Annotated in this window: 18 protein-coding genes and 2 pseudogenes; 11 read left to right on the top strand and 9 right to left on the bottom strand. The window is 60.8% G+C overall.

Annotated elements, in window-relative coordinates; translation table 11 throughout:
• Window positions 1-514 precede the first annotated feature (514 nt).
• The 3 genes and pseudogenes from C2R22_RS05055 to C2R22_RS26145 all read left to right on the top strand — a co-directional run bounded on the left by C2R22_RS05055 (window position 515) and on the right by C2R22_RS26145 (window position 3,255).
• A complete protein-coding gene (locus tag C2R22_RS05055; protein ID WP_162562384.1) occupies window positions 515-1,486 on the top strand; it encodes a serine/threonine protein kinase in 972 nt (323 codons plus the stop codon).
• Window positions 1,486-2,340: pseudogene (locus tag C2R22_RS26150) on the top strand (nucleotidyltransferase domain-containing protein); the annotation flags it as partial. The gene C2R22_RS05055 and the pseudogene C2R22_RS26150, both read left to right, overlap by 1 nt.
• A 423-nt stretch (window positions 2,341-2,763) precedes the next feature.
• On the top strand, window positions 2,764-3,255 hold the full coding sequence (locus C2R22_RS26145) for a DUF7321 family protein (protein ID WP_245902985.1): 492 nt from the start codon (window positions 2,764-2,766) through the stop codon (window positions 3,253-3,255).
• A gap of 513 nt (window positions 3,256-3,768) precedes the next feature.
• Here C2R22_RS26145 and nth read toward each other — a convergent pair.
• Window positions 3,769-4,452 (bottom strand): endonuclease III, encoded by a 684-nt coding sequence (gene nth / locus C2R22_RS05045; protein ID WP_103424791.1) that lies wholly within the window; start codon window positions 4,450-4,452, stop codon window positions 3,769-3,771.
• An 83-nt stretch (window positions 4,453-4,535) separates the two neighbouring features.
• Between nth and C2R22_RS25565 the strand changes: the two genes are divergently transcribed.
• The gene (locus tag C2R22_RS25565) at window positions 4,536-4,682 is read left to right on the top strand and encodes a hypothetical protein (protein WP_173862778.1); all 147 of its coding nucleotides are present in this window, start codon (window positions 4,536-4,538) and stop codon (window positions 4,680-4,682) included.
• A gap of 227 nt (window positions 4,683-4,909) precedes the next feature.
• Here C2R22_RS25565 and C2R22_RS05040 read toward each other — a convergent pair whose 3' ends face one another.
• Complete coding sequence (locus C2R22_RS05040; protein ID WP_103424790.1) at window positions 4,910-5,509, bottom strand: DJ-1/PfpI family protein; 600 nt, start codon at window positions 5,507-5,509, stop codon at window positions 4,910-4,912.
• 65 nt (window positions 5,510-5,574) lie between these two features.
• On the opposite strand from C2R22_RS05040, the gene C2R22_RS05035 reads away from it, so the two are divergent.
• Complete coding sequence (locus C2R22_RS05035) at window positions 5,575-5,811, top strand: hypothetical protein (protein WP_103424789.1); 237 nt, start codon at window positions 5,575-5,577, stop codon at window positions 5,809-5,811.
• Window positions 5,812-6,001: 190 nt separating this feature from the next.
• Here the strand turns inward: C2R22_RS05035 and pan1 are convergent, their stop codons facing one another.
• Window positions 6,002-7,219, bottom strand: a complete 1,218-nt coding sequence (gene pan1, locus C2R22_RS05030) for a proteasome-activating nucleotidase Pan1 (protein ID WP_103424788.1) — start codon at window positions 7,217-7,219, stop codon at window positions 6,002-6,004.
• A 196-nt stretch (window positions 7,220-7,415) separates the two neighbouring features.
• Between pan1 and C2R22_RS05025 the strand changes: the two genes are divergently transcribed.
• The 4 genes from C2R22_RS05025 to rad50 all read left to right on the top strand — a co-directional run bounded on the left by C2R22_RS05025 (window position 7,416) and on the right by rad50 (window position 12,340).
• Window positions 7,416-7,679 (top strand): MarR family transcriptional regulator, encoded by a 264-nt coding sequence (locus tag C2R22_RS05025; protein WP_103424787.1) that lies wholly within the window; start codon window positions 7,416-7,418, stop codon window positions 7,677-7,679.
• A gap of 134 nt (window positions 7,680-7,813) precedes the next feature.
• On the top strand, window positions 7,814-8,134 hold the full coding sequence (locus tag C2R22_RS05020) for a hypothetical protein (RefSeq protein ID WP_103424786.1): 321 nt from the start codon (window positions 7,814-7,816) through the stop codon (window positions 8,132-8,134).
• A 109-nt stretch (window positions 8,135-8,243) separates the two neighbouring features.
• Complete coding sequence (mre11, locus tag C2R22_RS05015) at window positions 8,244-9,668, top strand: DNA double-strand break repair protein Mre11 (RefSeq protein WP_103424785.1); 1,425 nt, start codon at window positions 8,244-8,246, stop codon at window positions 9,666-9,668.
• Window positions 9,665-12,340, top strand: a complete 2,676-nt coding sequence (gene rad50, locus C2R22_RS05010; RefSeq protein ID WP_103424784.1) for a DNA double-strand break repair ATPase Rad50 — start codon at window positions 9,665-9,667, stop codon at window positions 12,338-12,340. Before mre11 ends, rad50 begins: the two co-directional genes overlap by 4 nt.
• A gap of 7 nt (window positions 12,341-12,347) precedes the next feature.
• Here rad50 and C2R22_RS05005 read toward each other — a convergent pair whose 3' ends face one another.
• The 3 genes and pseudogenes from C2R22_RS05005 to C2R22_RS27655 form a co-directional block, all read right to left on the bottom strand.
• Complete coding sequence (locus tag C2R22_RS05005; protein WP_103424783.1) at window positions 12,348-12,770, bottom strand: DUF7346 family protein; 423 nt, start codon at window positions 12,768-12,770, stop codon at window positions 12,348-12,350.
• A gap of 25 nt (window positions 12,771-12,795) precedes the next feature.
• Window positions 12,796-13,272, bottom strand: a complete 477-nt coding sequence (locus C2R22_RS05000) for a DUF7322 domain-containing protein (RefSeq protein ID WP_216824792.1) — start codon at window positions 13,270-13,272, stop codon at window positions 12,796-12,798.
• Between the two features lie 78 nt (window positions 13,273-13,350).
• Window positions 13,351-13,422: pseudogene (locus C2R22_RS27655) on the bottom strand (DUF7331 family protein); the annotation flags it as partial.
• Between the two features lie 174 nt (window positions 13,423-13,596).
• On the opposite strand from C2R22_RS27655, the gene C2R22_RS04995 reads away from it, so the two are divergent.
• Window positions 13,597-14,634 (top strand): tyrosine-type recombinase/integrase, encoded by a 1,038-nt coding sequence (locus C2R22_RS04995; protein ID WP_162562383.1) that lies wholly within the window; start codon window positions 13,597-13,599, stop codon window positions 14,632-14,634.
• Between the two features lie 154 nt (window positions 14,635-14,788).
• Here the strand turns inward: C2R22_RS04995 and C2R22_RS04990 are convergent, their stop codons facing one another.
• Window positions 14,789-15,778 carry a hypothetical protein gene (locus C2R22_RS04990; protein ID WP_103424781.1) on the bottom strand — a complete coding sequence of 330 codons (990 nt, stop codon included), beginning with the start codon at window positions 15,776-15,778 and terminating at the stop codon, window positions 14,789-14,791.
• A gap of 1,501 nt (window positions 15,779-17,279) precedes the next feature.
• The gene (locus tag C2R22_RS04985) at window positions 17,280-17,585 is read right to left on the bottom strand and encodes a hypothetical protein (protein WP_103424780.1); all 306 of its coding nucleotides are present in this window, start codon (window positions 17,583-17,585) and stop codon (window positions 17,280-17,282) included.
• A 706-nt stretch (window positions 17,586-18,291) separates the two neighbouring features.
• On the opposite strand from C2R22_RS04985, the gene C2R22_RS04980 reads away from it, so the two are divergent.
• Window positions 18,292-19,881, top strand: a complete 1,590-nt coding sequence (locus tag C2R22_RS04980) for a DUF4209 domain-containing protein (RefSeq protein WP_103424779.1) — start codon at window positions 18,292-18,294, stop codon at window positions 19,879-19,881.
• A 241-nt stretch (window positions 19,882-20,122) separates the two neighbouring features.
• Here the strand turns inward: C2R22_RS04980 and C2R22_RS27365 are convergent, their stop codons facing one another.
• Window positions 20,123-20,992, bottom strand: coding sequence for a VRR-NUC domain-containing protein (locus C2R22_RS27365; protein ID WP_109745689.1), 870 nt, complete (start codon window positions 20,990-20,992; stop codon window positions 20,123-20,125).
• Between the last annotated feature and the right edge of the window lie 28 nt (window positions 20,993-21,020).

Below are 21,020 nucleotides of genomic sequence, written 5' to 3'. Positions count from 1 at the left end.
GGATTTTCGGACGGGGTAACCTGACAGCGGCGGTCCGCACGTCCTCGCTAACCGGACGTACTCGGATACATAACTATGTACGAAACAGGCGTCGTCGGAGCCGAGCGACATGGCTCAGAAAAGCTACACACAACCGAAGCTGAACCACTACGGAACCGTCGCGGACGCCACCCAGTGGGGCCGTCGCCGCCGCTGGGGAGGGGGCTGGAAGTACAATCGCAGTTAACCACTCACACTACGACCGAAAACCCGTCTCTTTGACCTCGAACAGACGGATGAGAGACGTTTCCGAGTGAAGAGGGGTGGACGGGAGAACGCGACTACTGTCGGACGCTGTGAACTTTGCCACGCTGAGCGAGGAGAACACCCGACGGGCCCGACCCGAGTCGGCCGATGTTTCGACACGTCACGGCTCCGGTGGGCCGACGACCGGAAGGAGAGCCTCCGCCAGTCGGAGTAGCGGTCGAATTACTATGTGTCGAACTCGCGTCCGGTGGTCGTGGACGAGTCAGCTATGTCCAAATACATATCATCTCACGCCTCTCGGGGGCAGCGCGAAACGGCGGTCGGACCACGAGCGGAGCCGACGACGGGCGCCCACTGGTACGTCGCGTTCGGCCTGTCGGTTCGGTCCGACGTCGAACTCCCCGAGTTCCTCCCGGGAGAGCCGAGCGACGGGCCGGCGGACGTCACGATTCGCCGGGGAAGCGTCTCACATCCGGGGCCGACCGGAGACGACCACCGCGGGCTCGCCGTGGCGTCCCGGGAGGAGTTCTACCTGTCGCTGGAGGTCGGTGACGTCGTCGTTCGCAACGGATCGGAGGTCGTCTTCGACCGCGCACCCGACGTCGACGACGAACTGGTGCGGTGGTACCTGGTCGGCTCGGTGTTCAACCACCTCCTCTACCAGCGCGGCTTTCTGGTCCTCCACGCCAGTACGGTTCAGGTCGGCGACGGGGCGGTGTGTTTCCTCGGCGAGTCGACGGCGGGGAAGTCGACGACGGCACTGGCGCTTCTCGGGGCGGGCTACCGCGTCCTCGCGGACGACGTCGCGGCGATCACGTTCGACGGCGACAAGCCGCTCGTTCAGCCGGGCTTTCCCGCCCTGAAGCTCGACGCGGCGACGGTGTCCGGTCTGTCGGTTCCGCTGGAGCCGCTGCCGGCGCAGTCGCCGACGCTGGACAGACACTTCTACCGCGTGCCCGGCGAGTCGATGGAACCGCTGCCCATCAGCCGGTTGTACAGCCTCGCGACCGGTTCGCGGATCGAACTGGAGCCGTTACAGTCGGGCGAGGCGCTCATGATGCTCATCCGGGACACGTACACCGACCTGGAGATCGAAGGGGTCGACAGCGCGGGGGCCAACCTCGAACGGTGTGGCCGACTCGCCCAGTCGGTCCCCGTGAAGACGCTGCGACGACGACGCTGTCGGAGCGACCTCCCCGCAGTGGTGGACGCTGTCCTCGACGACGTGGCGGTGGACTGATGCTGCGGTCGGCCTCTCCCGAACTCCGGGTGGTCGCGGCCGCGGCCGGCACACACGCCCGGGAGCGGAGCGGGACAATCGAATCGCTCGTCGGTTCGGTCTCCGACTGGGAAGCACTCTGTGACATCGCGTGGACCCACTCGGTCGAGCCACACCTCCACCGACTGCTCGTGAGCGGCGACGACGTCTCGGTGCCGTCGTGGGTTCGGGACCGACTCGACGACGACCACCGGGCGGCGGTGAGAGAGCGGCTCTACCTCGCCACCGAACTGGCGCGAATCGTCGAGGCGTTCGAGCGCGCCGCGGTGCCGATCGTCCCGTTCAAGGGACCCGCCCTCGCGCAGATGGCCTACGGCGACGTCACCGCGCGGCAGTACGGCGACCTCGACTTCGTCGTTCGGCGGGCGGACCTCCCAGCGGTCGTCGAGACGTTTGAGACGATGGGGTACGCGCTGGAGCGGAACTGGTCGATGAGCGTCGAGGAGATCAGGGACGACACGTCGGTCATCCGGCCGCCCAGCGAGTTCTCCTTTCACCGGGCGTCGGACGGGACAAGCGTCGAGGTGCGCTGGCTGTTCGGGAGCAAGCACCGCCCCGTCGACTACGGCTTCGAGTCGCTCTGGGCACGGCGTCACCCGGTGTCGCTCTTCGGCGAGACGGTGCGGACGCTCTCGCCCGAGGACAGCCTCGTCGCCCTCGTGAGACACGGCGCGAAACACGCGTGGGGACGCCTCGGCTGGGTGTCGGACGTCGCCAGGCTCGTCCACTCCTGTGCAGTCGACTGGGGCGTCACCCTCGACCGGGCACGGGACGCCGGGGCAGAGCGTGACCTCCTGCTCGGACTGCGTCTCGTCGCCGAGTTGACCGACGTCGAGGTGCCGGCGTCGCTGCTCGGGCGGGCGCGGGCGAGCCGCCGAGTCGACTGGCTCTGCGGACGCATCGAGCGCCGTCTCGCGGCGAACCCGGCGATGCCGTGCTACGAGGTGTCGGTACACGAGCGGTTCCTGTTCGACCTCCTCCTGTGTACCGACGCGTCCACGCTGGCGCGGATGTCGCTCGGCCTCGCCTTCAGACCCACCGAGGGCGACTACGAGTGGCGACCGCTCCCCGACGACTCCACCCGCTGTACTACCTGTCCCGGACGGTCCGCGTCTCCGCCGACGTGGGACGCGAACTCGGCCGCGGGCCGAAGAACCGCCCGCAGGGGTGACGACGTCCTCCCCGACGGCGAAGTCGGGCCCTTTACACCCCTCCCCTCCCTAGCCCGCTCGATAGCAATGGTGAGCGAGTCGACGTACGCGACCGTCGCGGCCCTCCTCGTCACGTCGAGTCTGCCCTTCTACCTCTACGGGGCGAAGATCATGATCGACGCCGAGACGGTGACGTGGAACGTCCTCGTTCATCACCTCTCGTACATCTTCCCCGGTCTGGTTCTCAACACCGTCCCCGTCGTGACGTGGATGATACCCCGGTTGCTCCAACAGTTGAACGGCCTCTCGGCCTTACACGCCATCCTCGGCCTGCAGGCGTACGCGATGCTCGTCTTCGCGCTCACCGGCATCGTCCGCATCTTCCAGGCCAAACACCAGGCGAACCTCTACCGCGACCCCGACCCGGACGTCGACCTCGACGAACTCCACGAGAACATGAGCGCGTGGCGCGGGCGGCTGCGGGTCGGCGTCTTCGGCTACGTCCTGTTCTGGTTCGGTGCGTGGCTGCTGGGGCTGTACCGGTTCGCCACGGGGTACGTGCTCGGGTCGGGGCTCTAGCGGCGTTGATCTGCGTTGCCGAGTCCGACCGTAACTGCTCTGTGTGAGACAGAACAGTGGAGCGAGCGGTGAGAGGCGCAGGTGAGGCGCAGCTATGGGTCGATATGGAAAATGCGAGAGATAAGCTATGGGACGGTATGGGAAAACGCGAGAGACGAGAGGACACCGCACGACACACGGGCGCGATGACCCGCAACCACGCCCTCCCCAACCGACTGCGCTCCTCGCCGCTCACATCCGTTCGCGGCTCCGGGGCTCATCCCTCGCGCGTGTCGGTCACGGACGGAGCCGTGACCGTCACGCGCCACCGCCGAGTTGTGGGTGTGGGTACGGCCGGCGCGCGGGAGTGAACGACTCGGGCGAGGGATGAGGCTACGGCTCACCGCGTCCGTGTACCGCCCGGTCGCTCGCTCCGCTCACGTCCTCACAAGACACTCTCCGCTCACGCTCTGACCGGTCACCGCTCTCACCGTGGTGGATGCAAACTGGACCCGCAGCGAAGACGAACCGTCCTCACCACGCCTCGCCGCTCGCGAGGTCGACGTCGTGGTCGAGTTTCGACGACGGACAGACGTCCTCCAGCACACAGTCGTCGCAGGAGGGGTTGCGGGCGTCACACACCGCCCGGCCGTGGCTGATGAGCAGGTGGGTGAACTGCTGCCAGTCCGACTCGGGGACGACGCCCATGAGGTCGCGTTCGATCTTTTCGGGGGTCTCCTCGGCGGTGAGTCCGAGTCGGCGCGAGAGCCGCCTCACGTGGGTGTCGACGACGATGCCCTCGACGACGTCGTGGCCGTGCTGGAGGACGACGTTCGCCGTCTTGCGGCCGACCCCCGAGAGGTCGGTCAGGGCGGACATGGTGTCGGGCACCTCGCCGTCGTGTTCTTCGACCAGCGTCTCGCCCATCGACGTGAGGTAGCCCGCCTTGTTGTTGTGGAACGTGATGCCGTAGATGTCGTCGGCGAGTTCCGCCTCGTCGGCGTTCGCGTAGTCCTCGGCCGTCTGGTACTTCTCGAACAGTGTCTCCGTGACGTCGTTGACCCGCTCGTCCGTACACTGCGCGGAGAGGACGACGGCGACGAGCAGTTCGAGTCGATTCGAGAAGTTCAGCGAGATGGTCGTGTCGGGGTACGCCTCGTACAGACGGTCGAGGACGACCGTGACCTGTTCCTCCCTGGAGTCGCGTGGGGTGCCCATGGGGGAACGTTCGATGGCGGAGACATGAGTGGTGTGGTTCGGGTGAGGGATAGCGTTTTCTCGCCCGCCGCCGACGCACGCGTATGACCGAATCCGCGGAGGAGACGGAGGGCTTCGACCACGACGCCTGGCTGACGCTCGCGAGCACCGGCGTCGGCTACGGAATCGTCCTCGTTGCCATGTTCGTCGCGCTGTTCGTCCTCCCGTTCCTCGTCTTCCTGCTCCTCTGATCGGGGGACGCGCGAGGTGGCGTCGCTGTCAGGATCGCGAGCGCGGCCGCTAGCAGCCGCGAACGTGACATCCAGCGCCCGGCGATCGACTCCACGCCGGCGGTTCACCGTCGAGAGCGAACCGGCGGGGCCGGGTCCAAGCGGATCGCGGGAACTGTCGCGAGTCGCGGTGGGATCGGCCGCGTTCCGTCGGTCGACCGACCGGTGACGGGGTCCAACAGCCCCGATCAGTCGTCGGCCGTAATCGGCTCCTCGTGGCTGATCTCGGTCCCGAGCAGGTCGAGGAGTTCCGCGAGCCACTCCGAGAGGTCTTCCCAGGTCTGACCGGTGACGAGGTTGCCGTCGCGGGTCACCTCGTCGACCCAGGTACAGCCCGCACCGGCGTGTTCGACGTCCGTCCGGACGTCCGGAAGCGACGTCAGTTCGTACCCGTCAAGGACGCCCGCGGCCGCGAGGATCTGCGGACCGTGACAGATCGCGGCGACGGGTTTGTCCTCCTCGAAGAAGTGCCGGACCGTCTCAAGGACGACCTCGCGGGTGCGGAGGTATTCCGGCGCGCGCCCGCCGGGGAGGAGTAGGACGTCGTACTCGTTCGGGTCGACGTCGTTCAGCGAGGCGGTCAACTCGAAGTCGTGGCCCCGTGTCTCGATGTACGTCTGGTCGCCCCGGAAGTCGTGGATCGCGGTCTTGATCGTGTCACCGGCTTCCTTGTCTGGACACGCGACGTCGACGTCGTGGCCGACCATCTGCAACGCCTGGTAGGCGACCATCACTTCGTAGTCTTCGCTGAAATCGCCGACGATCACGAGAATGTCTTTTGCTGGCATAGCCGTGTCACCACATTGTACTATACAACCGTCCGTCAAAAACCCATCCGGCGATCGGGCCGAACGTGGCTCCCCGTCGGTGGCGTCGCGGTCGGTTCCACCGACAGTCGGGGCGCGGACAGTTATACGCCGCCGGCGACCCGGTCGTCGGCTACTGGACGACGTTCGCGGACCCGGTAGTCCCGGAACTCGTCGCCGGGACGGGCTTCGACTTCGTGGTCTGCGGCGTCGACGCGCTCGATCTGATCCGGGCCGTCGAGGAGTCGCTCGCAGGGCACGAGGCGGCACGAGGCGAACAGTAGTTGTTGGGGTGAGATACCTCGTACCGACCGCGAGCGAGCGCTGCGGCGCTCGTTCGCGGGGGTTTTTGTCCGAGCTTTTTGCGACGAGCGGTGCGCGAGCGAAGCGAGCGCACCCGAGGTCTCTGAAAATCGGAGATTTTCGGGATGCAGAGACGGCTTCGCCGTCTCTTAGCAAAGTAAAACGGCCGCGCTACGCGAACGCGCGGGAGACGTCGCTGTCCTCGTCGGACTCGGCCTGGACCTTCTCCCAGGCACCGATGAGGTCCTCCATGTAAATCTCCGTGCGGTCGTCGCGGATGGCGAACATGCCGGCCTCGGTGCAGACGGCTTTGATGTCCGCTCCGGAGGCGTCCTCGGAGAGTTCCGCGAGTTCCGCGAAGTCGACGTCGTCGGAGACGTTCATGTTGCGGGTATGGATCTTGAAGATGAGTTCCCGTCCCTCGACGTCGGGCTTCGGCACCTCGATGAGGCGGTCGAACCGCCCGGGGCGGAGGATGGCGGAGTCGAGCATGTCGAAGCGGTTGGTCGCGGCGATGATTCTGATCTCGCCGCGCTCGTCGAAGCCGTCCATTTCGGACAGAAGCTGCATCATCGTCCGCTGGACCTCCGCGTCTCCGGAGGTCTTCGAGTCGGTGCGCTTCGAGGCGATGGCGTCGATCTCGTCGATGAAGAGCACGGCGGGTTCGTTCTCGCGGGCGACCTCGAAGAGGTCACGCACCAGCTTCGCCCCCTCGCCGATGAACTTGTGGACGAGTTCGGAGCCGGCCATCTTGATGAACGTCGCGTCGGTCTGGTTGGCGACGGCCTTCGCGAGCATCGTCTTGCCGGTCCCCGGTGGCCCGTAGAGCAACACGCCCGACGGCGGGTCGATACCGACTTCCCGGAACATGTCGGGGCGTTCGAGCGGCATCTCGACGGTCTCGCGGACCTCCTGAAGCTGGGCGTCGAGGCCGCCGATGTCCTCGTAGGTGACGTCCGGGCTGTGTTCGACCTGCATCACGCGGGCGCGGACGTCCGTCTCGTTGTCCAGCCGCTTGACGATAGAGAGAGAGTTGTTGACGGCGACGCGGGCGTCGGGTTCGAGCTCCTCCCGCATCTCCTCCGTCACTTCGGTGAGCGCCTCCTGGTTGTTCCCGTGCTGTTTGATCACGACGCCGTCGTCGTTGATCTCCTGAACGGTGGCGACGAACAGCGGCGACTGCTTCAGCTTCTTGTTCTCGTGCGTGAGCCGTTCGAGCTTCTGCTGGTACTTGTTGTTCTCCGCGTTCGCGTCGAGGAGCTTGTCCCGCATCTCCTCGTTCTGCCGTTCGAGTACTTCGAGGCGTTCTTCGAGCGCCTCGATCATCTCCTGTTGCGACGCAGCCTCCTCGTCGTACGGGAGGTCGACGTCGTCGACCGTATCGGTCATCACACGGCATAAGGCGCAAGGCGTTAAGAGGCTTCGGGTTGGGTACATCTCGAACCCGGCAGACGGCCGATAGGACCGGTTTCGCGGGCGTTTTCCCCGGGTGAGACACGGCGTTCCTCCGGCACGCGAGATGCTTGTGGGTTATAGAATAGATTAACAAATATTATCACTCTGTATCTCCCTACGATAGATACGAATGAGTACGTCGAAGGCCGTCACGAAGCAGAGCACAGAGGCGGACCGCTGGGCGCCGGTCCGGGACCTCCCGCCCAGCGCGAAACTGGTCGCGAAGGTGCTCGACTACGAGGACTCGCTCACCCAGAAGGGAATCGCAGAGGAGACGCTCCTGCCCGCGCGGACCGTTCGGTACGCGCTGACGCGACTCGAAGAGGAAGGCGCCGTCACCTCGCGCTTCTCCTTCGCGGACGCGCGAAAGCGGATCTACCGGCTGACTATCTGAGCGTCGGTCTGCGATTCGGGCGATTCGGGCGATTCGGGCGTGTCGGGCAGTGGAGTCGTGTGCCCCTCGGTGATTGCTGAGAGAACCGTCTCCGGCACCTAGCTTCAAATACGGGACCGCGGCCACGTGGACTCATGAACACGCCACCGGCGCGGACGAAACGCACCCTCCGCGCGTTCGCGGACGGAACCCGGCGGAAAGACCCCGAACGGGTCGTCGAGGAGGCGGCCGCCACGCTCGACTCCGTCGAGTCGGCTACGCGGTTTCTCGCCGAGGGCGGCGAGGTTCGACTGACCGAGGCGGTCGTCCGGGCCGTCCGCGACGGCGAGTCCGAGAGCGTCCGTCGCGGACGACACGTCCTGGGGAGGCTCCGGGCGCTAGACGCGGCACTCGCGGGCGAATCCGTCGACGACGGTTCCGAAGGCGCGCGTGACTGCCCGCGCGGACAGTCGTGAACCGCCCGCGGTCCAGAGCGTCCCGTTCGCGTCTTCCACTTTCACCCCGCTCGCGGAACGGTTTTAGGCGGCGGTGGCAAACGTGGGTGCAGATGAGACGAGGTGACCGATGACCCGAGTCATCCACACAGGCGACACGCACCTCGGGTACCAGCAGTATCACTCGCCGACGCGTCGGCAGGACTTCCTCGACGCGTTCGAGCGCGTCGTCGACGACGCCATCGACGACGAGGTGAGCGCCGTCGTCCACGCCGGTGACCTCTTTCACGACCGTCGCCCGGCGCTTCCGGACCTCCTCGGGACGCTCTCGGTGCTCCGTCGGCTGGCGAGCGCCGAGATTCCGTTCCTCGCCGTCGTCGGCAACCACGAGTCGACCCGGGGCGGCCAGTGGCTCGACCTCTTCGAACAGTTGGGACTGGCCACCCGCTTGGGCGCCGACCCCGTCGTCGTCGACGACGTCGCCTTCTACGGCCTGGACCACGTGCCGACGTCGAAACGCGCGGACCTCGACTACGCGTTCGAGCCACACGACGCCGACTTCGCGGCGCTCGTCGCGCACGGCCTCTTCACGCCCTTCGCCCACGCCGACTGGGAGACAGAGACCGTGCTGGAGGAGGCGACGGTCGACTTCGACGTGGTCCTCCTCGGCGACAACCACGCCCCGGGGACCGAGCGCGTCGCCGACACGCCCGTGACGTACTGCGGGTCGACGGAGCGCGTCTCCGCCGCCGAACGCGACGGCCGCGGCTACAACCTCGTCTCCTTCGGGGCGGGGACGGTCGACATCCGTCGGCGCGCGGTCGAGACGCGCCCGTTCGTCTTCGTCGAGGTCACCCTCGCCGAGGACGAAGGCGAGGAGCGCGTCCGCGAGCAGGTGCGGCAGTACGACGTGGCGGAAGCGGTCGTCATCGTCGAAATCACCGGCGACGGCGACCCCGTCACCCCGGCGGCCATCGAGACGCTCGCCACCGAGAACGGTGCGCTCGTCGCGCGCGTCACCGACCGTCGGGAGTTCGAGGCCACGGAGGGTTCGGAGGCCAGCGTCGACTTCGCCGATCCCGACGCCGCGGTCCGCGAGCGGGTGAGCGAACTCGGCCTCTCGCCGGCGGCGCTCGATGTCGACGACGCGGTCAGGGGGGACGTCGCCGACGCGAACGTCCGCGAGACGGTGAAACGCCGGGTCCGCGAGCGTCTCGACGAGGACGTCTCCGGGTTCGAACCGGCAGACGGTGGCGCAGCGGCCACCACTGGAGGGAGTGATGAAAACGAGGCGTCCACGTCGACGCCGGAGGCCGAGACGGCCGAAGCGGTGGGCGCGACGGACGCCGCCGAAAGCGGAGTCGACGTCGCCACCGAACCGGACGACGAACCGGGCGAGACGGGCGAACCGGGCGAGACGGGCGAACCGGACGACGGGGCGAACGACGAATCGGACGAGATGGAGGACGAACCGACCACGGAGCCGACTCCGGACGAAACGGAGGTCGAACGGCGAAACGGCGACGGCCAGGTGTCGATGGAGGACTACCTGTGAGGTTCGACCGCATCCGGCTCACGAACTTCAAGCCGTACGCCGACGCCGACCTCGACCTCGACGACGGCGTGACGGTCATCCACGGGCTGAACGGGAGCGGGAAGTCGTCGCTGCTCGACGCGTGTTTCTTCGCGCTCTACGGCGCGCGGGCGCTCGACGAGACGCTCGACGACCTCGTCACGACGGGAGAGGACGAGGCCGAGATCGACCTGTGGTTCACCCACGACGACACCGCCTATCACGTCCACCGTCGCCTCCGCCGGTCGGGCGAGCGCATCCAGACCGCCGACTGCACGCTGGAGGGACCCGACGCGACGTACGACGGCGCGCGCGACGTACGCGACAGGATCACGCGGATGCTCCGGATGGACGCCGAGGCGTTCGTCAACTGCGCGTACGTCCGCCAGGGGGAGGTGAACAAGCTTATCAACGCCACCCCGACGGAGCGGCAGACGATGCTCGACGACCTCCTCCAACTGGGGAAGCTCGAGGAGTACCGCGAGCGTGCGGGACAGGCCCGCCTCGGCGTGGAGGACGTCAGGAGCGAGAAGCGCGGCGCGCTCGACCAACTCGAGTCCACCATCGAGGAGTACGAGTCGCGCGACCTCCACGCGACGTTGAACGCGCTCACGACCGAACGGGAGGAGCTCGACGCGAAAATCGAGCGGTACGAAGACCAGCGCGAGCGGGCGCGGGAGACGCTCGAAGAGGCGAGGACCGTCCTCGAAGAGTACGAGGAGACCCGCGAGGAACTGGAGCGGCTCGACGCCGAAATCGCCGACCTCGAATCGAAGGTCCGCGAGACGGAGGCCGAACGGGACGACCTCAGACGAGAACTCGGCGGCGAACGGGACCGAATCGAGGAACTCGACGAGGAGGTCGAGGCCCGACGGACGGAGACCGACCTCGACGAGGCGACCCCGGAAGCCATCGAAGAGCGGAAGCAGACGCTCTCGACGCGGGTCGAGGAGACGCGAGAGACGGCCGCGGACAAACGGACGAAGGCGAAGGCGCTGGAAACCCAGGCAGAGAACCTCCGGACGAAGGCCGAGGACCTCTCCTCACGCGCCGGCGAGAAACGAGAGGAGGCGTCGGAACTCGACGAGAAGGTCGAGGCGGCGACGGAGGAGCTCGAAGAGCGACGCGAGCGCGTCTCGGAGCTCGAATCGGAGGCCGAGACGCTCCGGGAGACGTTCGAGGACGCGCCGGTCGCGTTCGGTGACGCTGCCGAACGCGTCGAGACCCTGCGAGAGCGTCTCGACGAGGTCCGCGACCGCCACGGTGAGGTGGCCGGCGCGCTCGACGCCGCACGGAGCCGCGTCGAGGAGGCCGAGCGGCTCAGAGCGGAGGGGAAGTGCCCCGAGTGCGGTCAGCCCGTCGAGGGCTCCCCGCACGTCGAACGGCTCGCGGACGACCGAGAACGGGTCGAGGAGCTCGAATCGGAACTCGCCGACCTCGAAGCGGAACGCGAGGCGTACGGGGCGAAACTGGAGGAGGCGGAGGCGCTCGTCGAGCGCGAACAGCGCGTCGAGTCCGTCGAGGACCGGCTCGCGACGCTCACGCAACTGGTCGACGACCGCGCCGAGAGCGCCCGGGAGACGCGCGAACGGGCCGAGCGGCTCAGAGCGGAAGCCGCTGAACTCGACGACCAGGCCGAGTCGACCCGCGACGCGGCCGCGACGCAGGCCGACCGCGCGGAAACGGTCCGCGAGGAGGCGTCCGAGCGAGCGGATGAAGTGGAGGCGCTCGAAGCGCGTCTCGACCGGCTGGCGGCACTCGACGACAGGCTCGACGCGCGTGCGGACGCCGAGGCGACCGTCGAACGGCTCCAGGACCGACGCGAGCAGCTCGCCGAACTGAACGCGGAGCGGAACGACCGCCTGACGGAGAAGCGGGAGCGACGGCGCGAACTGGCCGACGCGGTCGACGAGGACCGAGTCGAGAAGGCGCGCGAGGACGAGGAGCGCGCCGCGGACTACCTCGAAAAAGTCGGCGACGCGCTCGACGACCTGACGACGGAGCGCGACGACCTCCAGAGCCGCATCGGGAGCGTCGAGGGCGACCTCGATCAACTCGAACGGCTCCGCGAAAAGCGCGACGCGCTCGTCGCACGGGTCGACGCGCTGGAGTCGCTTCACGACGAGACCGAGTCGCTGGAGACGATGTACGGCGACCTCCGGGCGGAACTTCGAAAGCAGAACGTCGAGACGCTCGGGCGGATGCTGAACGAGACGTTCGACCTCGTCTACGGCAACGACGCGTACTCGCACATCCGCCTCGACGGCGAGTACGAACTCACCGTGTTCCAGAAGGACGGGACGGCGCTCGCGCCCGACCAGCTATCCGGGGGTGAGCGCGCCCTGTTCAACCTCTCGCTACGGTGTGCCATCTACCGGCTGCTCGCGGAGGGCATCGACGGGGCCGCACCGATGCCGCCGCTCATCCTCGACGAGCCGACGGTGTTCCTCGACTCGGGACACGTCTCCCGCCTCGTGGACCTCGTCGACGAGATGCGCTCGCTCGGCGTCCGACAGATCGTCATCGTGAGCCACGACGACGAACTCGTCGGCGCGGCGGACGACCTCGTCAGGGTGGAAAAAGAGCCCACGTCGAACCGGTCGACGGTCGAGCGCGTCGACGACCCGACGCTCGCGGCGGTCTCCGGCGAGTAGGTCCGGGTTAAGAACGCAGGGCAGCGACGGCCTCGCGGGTCGTCTCGGTGGCGTCGTACCCCCGTTCGCCGGCCACGTCGCACTCGCGGACGAGTCCGGCCGCGCGGAACTCCGCGAGCAAGCCGTGCAGGTCGGACTCACAGAGGTCGTACGCCGAGAGGAGGTCACGGATGGGAAGCGGGCCGCGGTCGGTCAGTTCGACGAGGAGGCCGAGCGCGTCCTCGGTGTGGGCCGCCGTCACGACTCTCCGAACCGGGTCGGGAACGCCGCTCGCCGCCACCGCGAGCGCCGACAGCCCCTCGACTTCGGTGAGTTCGTCGTTCGGGAGGTACGTCTCCTCCCCGGTCTCGGGGTCGCGGACGAGCGTGGCGTCGCTCGACCGCTTCACGAGGAGGTATCGCGTCCCGTCTGTGTCGCGGACCGTGCGCATGAATAGGGGGAGTCCGGCGGCGTGTTTAGCCGTTCCGCTCGTCCGTGTCGGGAGCGGGTTCGTCTCCGTCGGCGAGGCCGTCCCCCGTCTCGGTCGTTTCCTCGGCCGCGGTGTCCGCGGGGGCGTCAGTGCCGGAGTCATCTCCGTCCGCTCCGTCGCGGGTATCCCCGTCCGCCCCGTCGTCTGCTGTCTCCTCCGAGTCTGTGCTCTTGAACGCGCGATACGAGGCGTACGTCCGGATGCCGGCGAGGACGCCGGCGAGACAGAGGACGCCGCCGAGGAGCGCCTGGCCGCGGAAGTACCACAGCATGGCGCCGAGGCTCACCCCGAAGACGGCGACGTTGGTGAAGACGACGCTGACCCAGAACGTCTTGAACGTGTGGGGGTCGACGTCGCTCTCGTCGGTCGACACCTCGGGGATCCGTGGCAGGTCACGCTCGGGATTGCCCCAGCGCGACTCCGCGTTGGGTTCGTCGGGTTCGTCGGGCCACGGCTCGAACACAGGTGTGAAAAGCGGGCCCGAGAGCAAAACAGTTCGGCATCGAGGCGGCGCGTCGTGACCGGTGTCGTGACCGGAGGGTCAGGCCACGTCGGTGAGTCGCACCGTACGCGTCGCCTCGACCCACGCTAAGGGGTTCTCGGCGTCGAAGAAGACGACGCGTCGGAGGCTTACGCCCCCGACTCCGCCATCAAGGAGTCAAACCGCGACTCCTTGAGATACCGCCGTAGACCCCGTATGTCTCGATATCGGTGGGCAGGCTGCGGTTGTCGTCACGCGTACGCCTGCCACCGCGTTCTGCCCAATCGTGGTGGTTCAGAGAAACCAATGAACGGGGAACAACACACCAAGGCTACATCGAGATCAGGCTTAGAAGCACTCACACCAGAGGATGCAGCACGACTCTGGGTGGAGAGCCGAATGGACGAATTGGCGGCAGCTACCCTCAAGCTGCAACGCTTCCACGTGGATCAGTTCACTACCTGGCTTGAAGAAGAGAACATAACAGACATGCGAGACGTGACTGCGAGAACGGTCCACAGTTTCCGTCTCCAAATTAAAGCCGACATCGCACAAAGTACACTTGCACAGCGTGTGAGCACAGTACGTCGCTTTCTCCAGTTCTGTGCGTCCATCGATGCAATTAATCCGTCTGTTCCAGAGAGAGTGGAACTCCCAAAACGAGATCCACAAGCACGGGAAGAGATACTGGAGACGGAGGCAGCTAACGAGGTTCTCAATTATCTTCGGAGATTCGCATACGCAAGCCGTGAACATGCGTTGCTATCGCTTACATGGCACGCTGGAATTCGTTCAGGTACGCTTCGTGGTTTGGATGTTGATGACGTTGAGATGACGAAGAATCGTCTCAGAATTAGACATCGTCCAGACGAAGGAACACCACTGAAAAATGGCGAATATGCAGAGCGATACATAGCACTTTCTGGCGAGGTGGTCGAAATTCTTCACGACTACATCAAACAGAACCGCACTAAGGTAAACGATGAATACGGACGAAAGCCTCTGTTTACAACCAAGAATGGGCGAGCACCTGTAAAGACACTCCGACGCTGGTTCCAGACCGCTACACGCCCATGTGCCTATGGAATTGAGTGTCCGCACAATCGTATTCCTGCAGAATGTGATGCGGCTCAGCGGTCAGTAGATGCAAGTGATTGTCCGAGTAGCGTCTCAGGTCATCCAGTGCGTCGTGGAGCAATCACACACCACCTCCGAAAAGATGTTCCAGAAAAGGTCGTCAGTGATCGTATGAACGTATCTCAAGACGTACTTTCAGAGCACTACGACCGACGTTCAGAGGACGAAAAGACAGAACAACGACGACAGTATCTTTCGAACATCTAACTCATCTGATGAGAATTATTTTACATAGTTGTATGTAGTAGTTGGGCGTGTTGCGGTCGTGGCTGCGTTTCGGTGGAGATGAGCGCGAAACGCTCATTCCACCTCAACGACCACTGACCGCTGAACACGTTCATATGAGTGAGTGTTTGAGGTATTAGCTAACCACATGGCGGACGTACCATTCACCAGACTCACCAACACCGAGAATCGCCTCTACTGTTTCACCCACGCTTTTCTGTAGGAGTATCGTTCGATCGTCCTCGGGAAGAAGATCTACTTCACACCACGTGTGTTCCTTCTTGTTCTCGGCCTCATGTACCATCAACTGGATTTCTCCCGTAGACTCGTCGTACTCGTGGACGACAGAACACATTCCCCCGTGTGTCGCAGTCTTGACGGCAACCTTACGCTCGATTCGATTCACATCAGTATAGTACAGATTGTCAACAGAACGTTTCATCTCCATGGCCCATTCAAACAGATGCCACAGCTCACGCTGCACCTCACGTGAATCTTCGTGAGGATAGAACTCATCCACTTCATCCACGCTGCTCCTGAGTTGAATGGCCATGTCGTCAACGGTGAAGGGAGTAAATTCGTACTCCAGTTTGTCTCGTATCTCATCATTAATTTCTCTTTGTTTTACACGGATGAAATCGTAGTCGTACTTCTCTGGGTCTACTAACGATGCATTCAGAGCATTGATCGTATCTGTAATCAGAACTTCCCTGCTGACTGTATCTGATTCGAGCCTGTGATACTGTTTAGCCTTCTCAGTAAGCCATTCCCGCCAGTCCACGGCAATCTCATACGCTTCCATCAGATGTCTGTTGTCTGGTCGATGGTCATAGCCGTGAGCCACTGACTGACGAGTTCGAGACAACTGATGGATGGCCCGACTGTAGTTTGAGGGTATGTCGTTGACCACCTCGACTGACGTCAGTCGTCTCTTTGCTACATTCCACTGTGGGCCGATGTTTTGATCCTGAAGATCCGTGTCGAAGTCCAGGTATTCCCCACCGACGTTAGAAAGTACACTCGTGTAGTAATCCTCCAAAGCATACGTTGCGAGGCGACTCTCGTAGAAATCCGTTAGATCGAACTGCTCGAACAGTCTGAGGCACTTTTCAGGTGAGCAGTCCATACCGACCCCACTGATTCCACGAGTTAGGACCTTACGGACAACTGACTGACTCTTCAAGAGAGAGTTTATATACACTCGTGACATTCTCACAACTACGAAGGATTAGCCACCCGAGACGTGATCTCGCAACGCCATGCTCTCGAAAACATGTACAGTGGCATGGTACCGCTTCAAGGCGGTTGGTTGTGTGACGTGCCTGATGGCACTCCCGCGATTGTGAGCAAGGGGATGGATCCCATGCACGTGGAATTAACCGCGTGCCGAGCACGGAGGTGGAAGTACCGTCTTCACGTATATCCACGTGAAGCGGCGCGAATAGACTAAGTGACGGTCACTTAGGTAGATTGAGAGGTGAGTATCTTTCATACAAGTGAATATACGTATGTGGCCTTCACGTGCTTGAATCACGTACTGGATCGGCACCCCTCGGAAGAGACTGGTACCTCAACACAGCCTGTGGATGAGAATCACGACTATCATGCACAGTCCTCTGAAGATGCCTCGGTCAACTGAAGTTCATCATAGTAACCAGACTCGTGATATATTCGAGTTTGACAACCCTGGCAGACTGGTATCCACTCATCTCGTTCCCGATTTATGTAGTGGCGGTTCACACGGTCGATGCCATCTCTCTCCGTACTTTTTCCACAGACACAGCATCGTTGACGGGCGTATTTCCACAGATGTGTCGGCATGAACCGACTGTTTAGTGGCAGTCAATACGAAGCTATTGCTCCATGTGAACCCTCAGTCATCACAGATTGGTCGTCACGTGGGTAGCCTCACACACCTTCACCATGTGTCGTCCTCATCCACGTGACAATCAGCGTGCTGCTTGGGCTGCCACCTGGAACACCTCTACACATCCTATAGTCCTCTGTTCGTCTTACAGATTCAGTGACGCTACAATACGTGCTATTGTGTGAACTCTCTCCTCAGACGGGAGATACCACTCATCAGTCTGTGGAGTTCGTAGGATGTAGTCACATGACCTACTGCTGGCCTCAGAATCGACTCTGGTGAATGACTATCGATTCCACCCGTCAAGATTAGAAACGAAGAGGAGCAGTCAGAGACACGGGGGAGGCCATCCGTCGACACCGAAGAAACGTGTCAAGTCGGGCTGCTACGTGGGTAGCGCCACACACGTTCACCGTGTGTCGTCCTCACCCACATGACCGTCGGTGTGCTGCTTGGATAGGGGTGTAGAACAGGTTCAAGAGATAGCCCATATGTTGTCTTGTCTGTCTCGTCATTCTAACACAGTTCGTCACGTGGCTGACGTCAGTGCGGGGCAGTAGAATCCAGCCACGTGGAGATCACCCGTGGGAATGATATGTGAGTTGAATACCAGTCAAGATGGTTGAACCGCCATGGGCTACGTACGAAGTGAGCGTTCTGAGACAGTCAAGGTGATACTGGGATCTGTCGAAACACTCAGAGCTTGATACGAACCGCGTGCTACAAACAGAGAGTGTATTCAGCACGACCGCAACTATGGCTACCGACCTACTTTGGATGACACCCTCTCGGCTACCTGTCCGAGTTTATCAGATAACACCAACGCTGAATCGACGTCGATTTTGACTAAGTGATCCTCGTTCTGTGATTCAACCGCCAGGGCGACGGCTTCTTTCTCATCACTCTCGGGTTCAAGCACACTCACACGCGCCGACGACTGAGAGTCCTCTTTCGTGTCGGTCAGAACCGTCACTGGAGTGTTTTGCTGTTCGTGCCACTCACCGTCGAGGGCTTGTTGGACATCGGATTCGTCTTCACTCTCGCGAGGAGGGTCATTTGAGGCCATGTGACAAAGTGGGCGTCTCACCTGTGCATAACGGACGAACAGATGGTGACATGTCCATTTGCGGCCATAATGTCTTGAACCCCCTGCTTGCAGTTTCAAGACTGTTGCTGCCTACGCGCTCTGTATTCAGTACAACTCCTGAAGTGTGTTAATAGCTGGTGGTGGAACGGCCCAACTCATGCTCGGTCAGAACCGTCTCACAGATTCCAAGGATGCCACCATACACACCACTGTGTGAAATCCTTGTTCAGACGATGGATACCACTACTCAGTCATCGGAGTTCGTAAGATGCAGTCACAGGGTTTACTGTTGGTCTCAGATTCCCTTCTGGTGAAGGACTATCGGTCCCCCCCGTCAAGATTAGAAGCGAAAAGGAACAATCAGAGACACAGGGGAGGTTATCTATCAACACCCAAGAAACGTGGTTGGGTCAGACGAGTAGTCGTTACGTGGCTAACGTCACACACGTTCACCGTGTGTTATCTTCATCCACTTGGCGGTCAGTGTACCGCTTAGATAGGGTAGCATAGTAGTTCAATAAACGAGGGTGCAGTGTAGCTTAGGACACTAAGCTGCTGAAGCATAGTTTTGTGTCCCCGATTGTTAAGCGAGTGATGTTCATCATGGGTTTCAGATGGTCATAATGTATGCTTCTCGGGGTTGGCGTAATCATGAATACGTAGCAATTTCTGTAGTGAATAACTGATGCGCCTCACGGAAGAACTTGAGTCGCTGATTGAAAACGGCCCTCAGAGTTCGAGATTCGATATTGAACTTTCGTCCGTACTTCGTGAGCTACGACAAGACTGGGGACGGTCACCAGAGCAAATTCGAGTCGAAATATGCGAGTCTGAGACGGAGCACCCATTGGTGAGTTTCCTTGTTGGACTATCCAGATGGATTGAGGATAGAGAGTATCACCACGGAGCTGAACCTGCACTTGATGATCTCAGAGAGGCTATCGATACTGTGATTGAAGAGGACTGGAGCAGTCTCTTCCCTATTCTGGTTATACAACGAATTGATCTACTGAGCGACCTCAATCATGAAAGTGAATTAAAAGCCGAGGTCAAACTGGCGCTCTTCTTTCTCGTTGAAAATAAGGAGTCGATAGCCATTGACTCAGTCTTTAGAATTCTTGAGACGATAGCAGCCAATCTGAATTCAGTTTCAGGTACACCCACAATTGGAATACTGATTGATTATCTTGAGGCTCATGCAGAGAGAGCCATCACTGCCGAGGACTACAGAAACCATAGGAAGCTATGGCGGCAGAACTTGGAGGTTCGTGATTCCGAAGGATTGGATACGGGACCTGCGATCGCCGCAATCATCAAATCCTACAATGACGAGCTTGAATCGCTGAAGACAAATGAAAAACATTCCATTCGGGCGACAATAGCTAAAGAAGCTATAACCGAATGTAATGAATGGATTGATGAATCTCAGCGTGTTGAGTGGGAACAGGAATTCATTGAAGGTAATAAATTAAGCATTGAACAGATGGCGGAGATTACACATGAGCCATCGGAGGAAGATATAAGTGAGCTTGATGATGCAGTGGAGGGCCTTGTCAAGAAATTCCGAGACTGGAAAAACGAACGAAACGCTATCTTCGCGATTAAATGGCTTCTCAATCATAATATATTCGCTCCCGATATCGAGGTGGCCAGAGACATATCCGAGGGTAGTATCATGGGCTTTGTCCAGCGAATAACGGTTTCACAAGCTGGTGAATCCTACTCACAGGACGAAAGTACGATAGAAGATTTACCACACAGCTACGGAGCAATGGTCCAATTTATTCAGAGCATTAGACAGTCTGTATACTATCGCCTGCAAAATCGAGGTCTTCTAACAGAAGGTGACCTGTTTGTTCTATTCAATACTTTGGATGTACTTTCAGCAGACACTCACGCTTATATTACAGATTTTGTAATTCACCTGTTTGAACACAATCACTCAGCGGCTGTTCACATCGGTATGACGCAACTTGAAGCTGTTATTCGAACGCTGGCAGCCGATAGCGGAAAGAGTGTTTTGAGCCAAAATGAAGAAACAGGCGAACTGAAACGAAGGTCAATGGCTGGCGTTTTATATCAAGTAGAGGAAGAGCTAAGCGAGTCTTGGGTTACGTATCTCCGATACAGGTACGGGGAGTTGTCTGGGCAGAATCTCCGAAATCAAATCGCCCACGGCTACTTGCCGTACCCACAGGCAAGCTGGGGGATGTCAATCACCCTTCTGTTTGACATTCTCCAGACTTTTTTAGAATTTGAAAAAGCATATGCATGAGATTCCGATGTTGTCCATATGAACTCGGGCGGTGTAGGTAGTGTCATCCACATTTCCTGATGTGGCCATCACCCCTGTAACTCAGCTATGGACCTGCTTCTGGAAAATAATTCCACTACGTAGCTGACGTCAATGCGAAGCAGTAGAACCAGCCACATAGAGGTCATTTACGTAGCGGGCTCTAACTAAAATGGTAAGCCGATTCCGATTCCGACCAATCAGGGTAACTCTTGCCAATGGACTATGAGTCGGTGATTAACTCCGCCCACCACAAGGACCGACAGTAAGGCCCGTTACCACAATACCAATCACCAGCCTCAGAAAGTACGTACGTATTACCGTTCCGTGATTGTACCTCTATTCCACTCACCTCTCTCTGATTGGTTGAACGCGTCGCATCTGTACTAACGACCGTGTAAGGAGATTGGCGCTCATTGAAGAGAATGCGGTCCCCAACTTCTACCTGTTCAATTACATCTCGGAGTTCACTGGGCGGTAGTTCGGGACGGTCAGGTGCTTCTTGTGCTACATTTTGTAGCAACTTCTCCACTGTGTATGAGCTGATGAATTGATCGCGTTGGTTCTGGCTTTCAAATACGCATGCCACACGGATATCCAAGAATGGAAATTGCTTGAACCACTCGATTTGGGTGGGCTCGAATGTCTCTGGCGGCATTTTCACCTCAACAAGCGTGCATTCATGTGGGGACTCCTTCGTGTATACAAGCAAGTCTGGGATTCCATCTCTTTCTACGAGATCAAGTGGATCGGCATCACCTACAGATGACGATTTCGATACAATCTCGTTCGTTAGATATTCTGGAACCCACTCAGGCGGATACGAAATGAAACTTCGTCGGGAATGGTTTAGTTTGAGTCCTAACGCGTTCTGAAGTGGATACTTTTGTTTGTGATCGATATTTCGGACACCATACCCAAGAGTAGTCTCGAATAATCGCTCTACTGCCCGTTCAGCATCACCTTGTATTGGATTACCATGCCACACCCACGAGTCGTCTATCGGGTCGTACGTGTCAACATCACCTGACTCAATTTCGTACACCGCAAAAGAAAGGTCACTTAGCGTTCTCGTGACAGAGTGATGGGTCATTGGTTATCTTAGTAAATAGAATGAGATT

The organism is Salinigranum rubrum (genome assembly GCF_002906575.1).
Lineage (GTDB): Archaea > Halobacteriota > Halobacteria > Halobacteriales > Haloferacaceae > Salinigranum > Salinigranum rubrum.
Note: the sequence above shows the minus strand (reverse complement) of the source record. Positions and strands in the feature narration are given on the sequence as shown.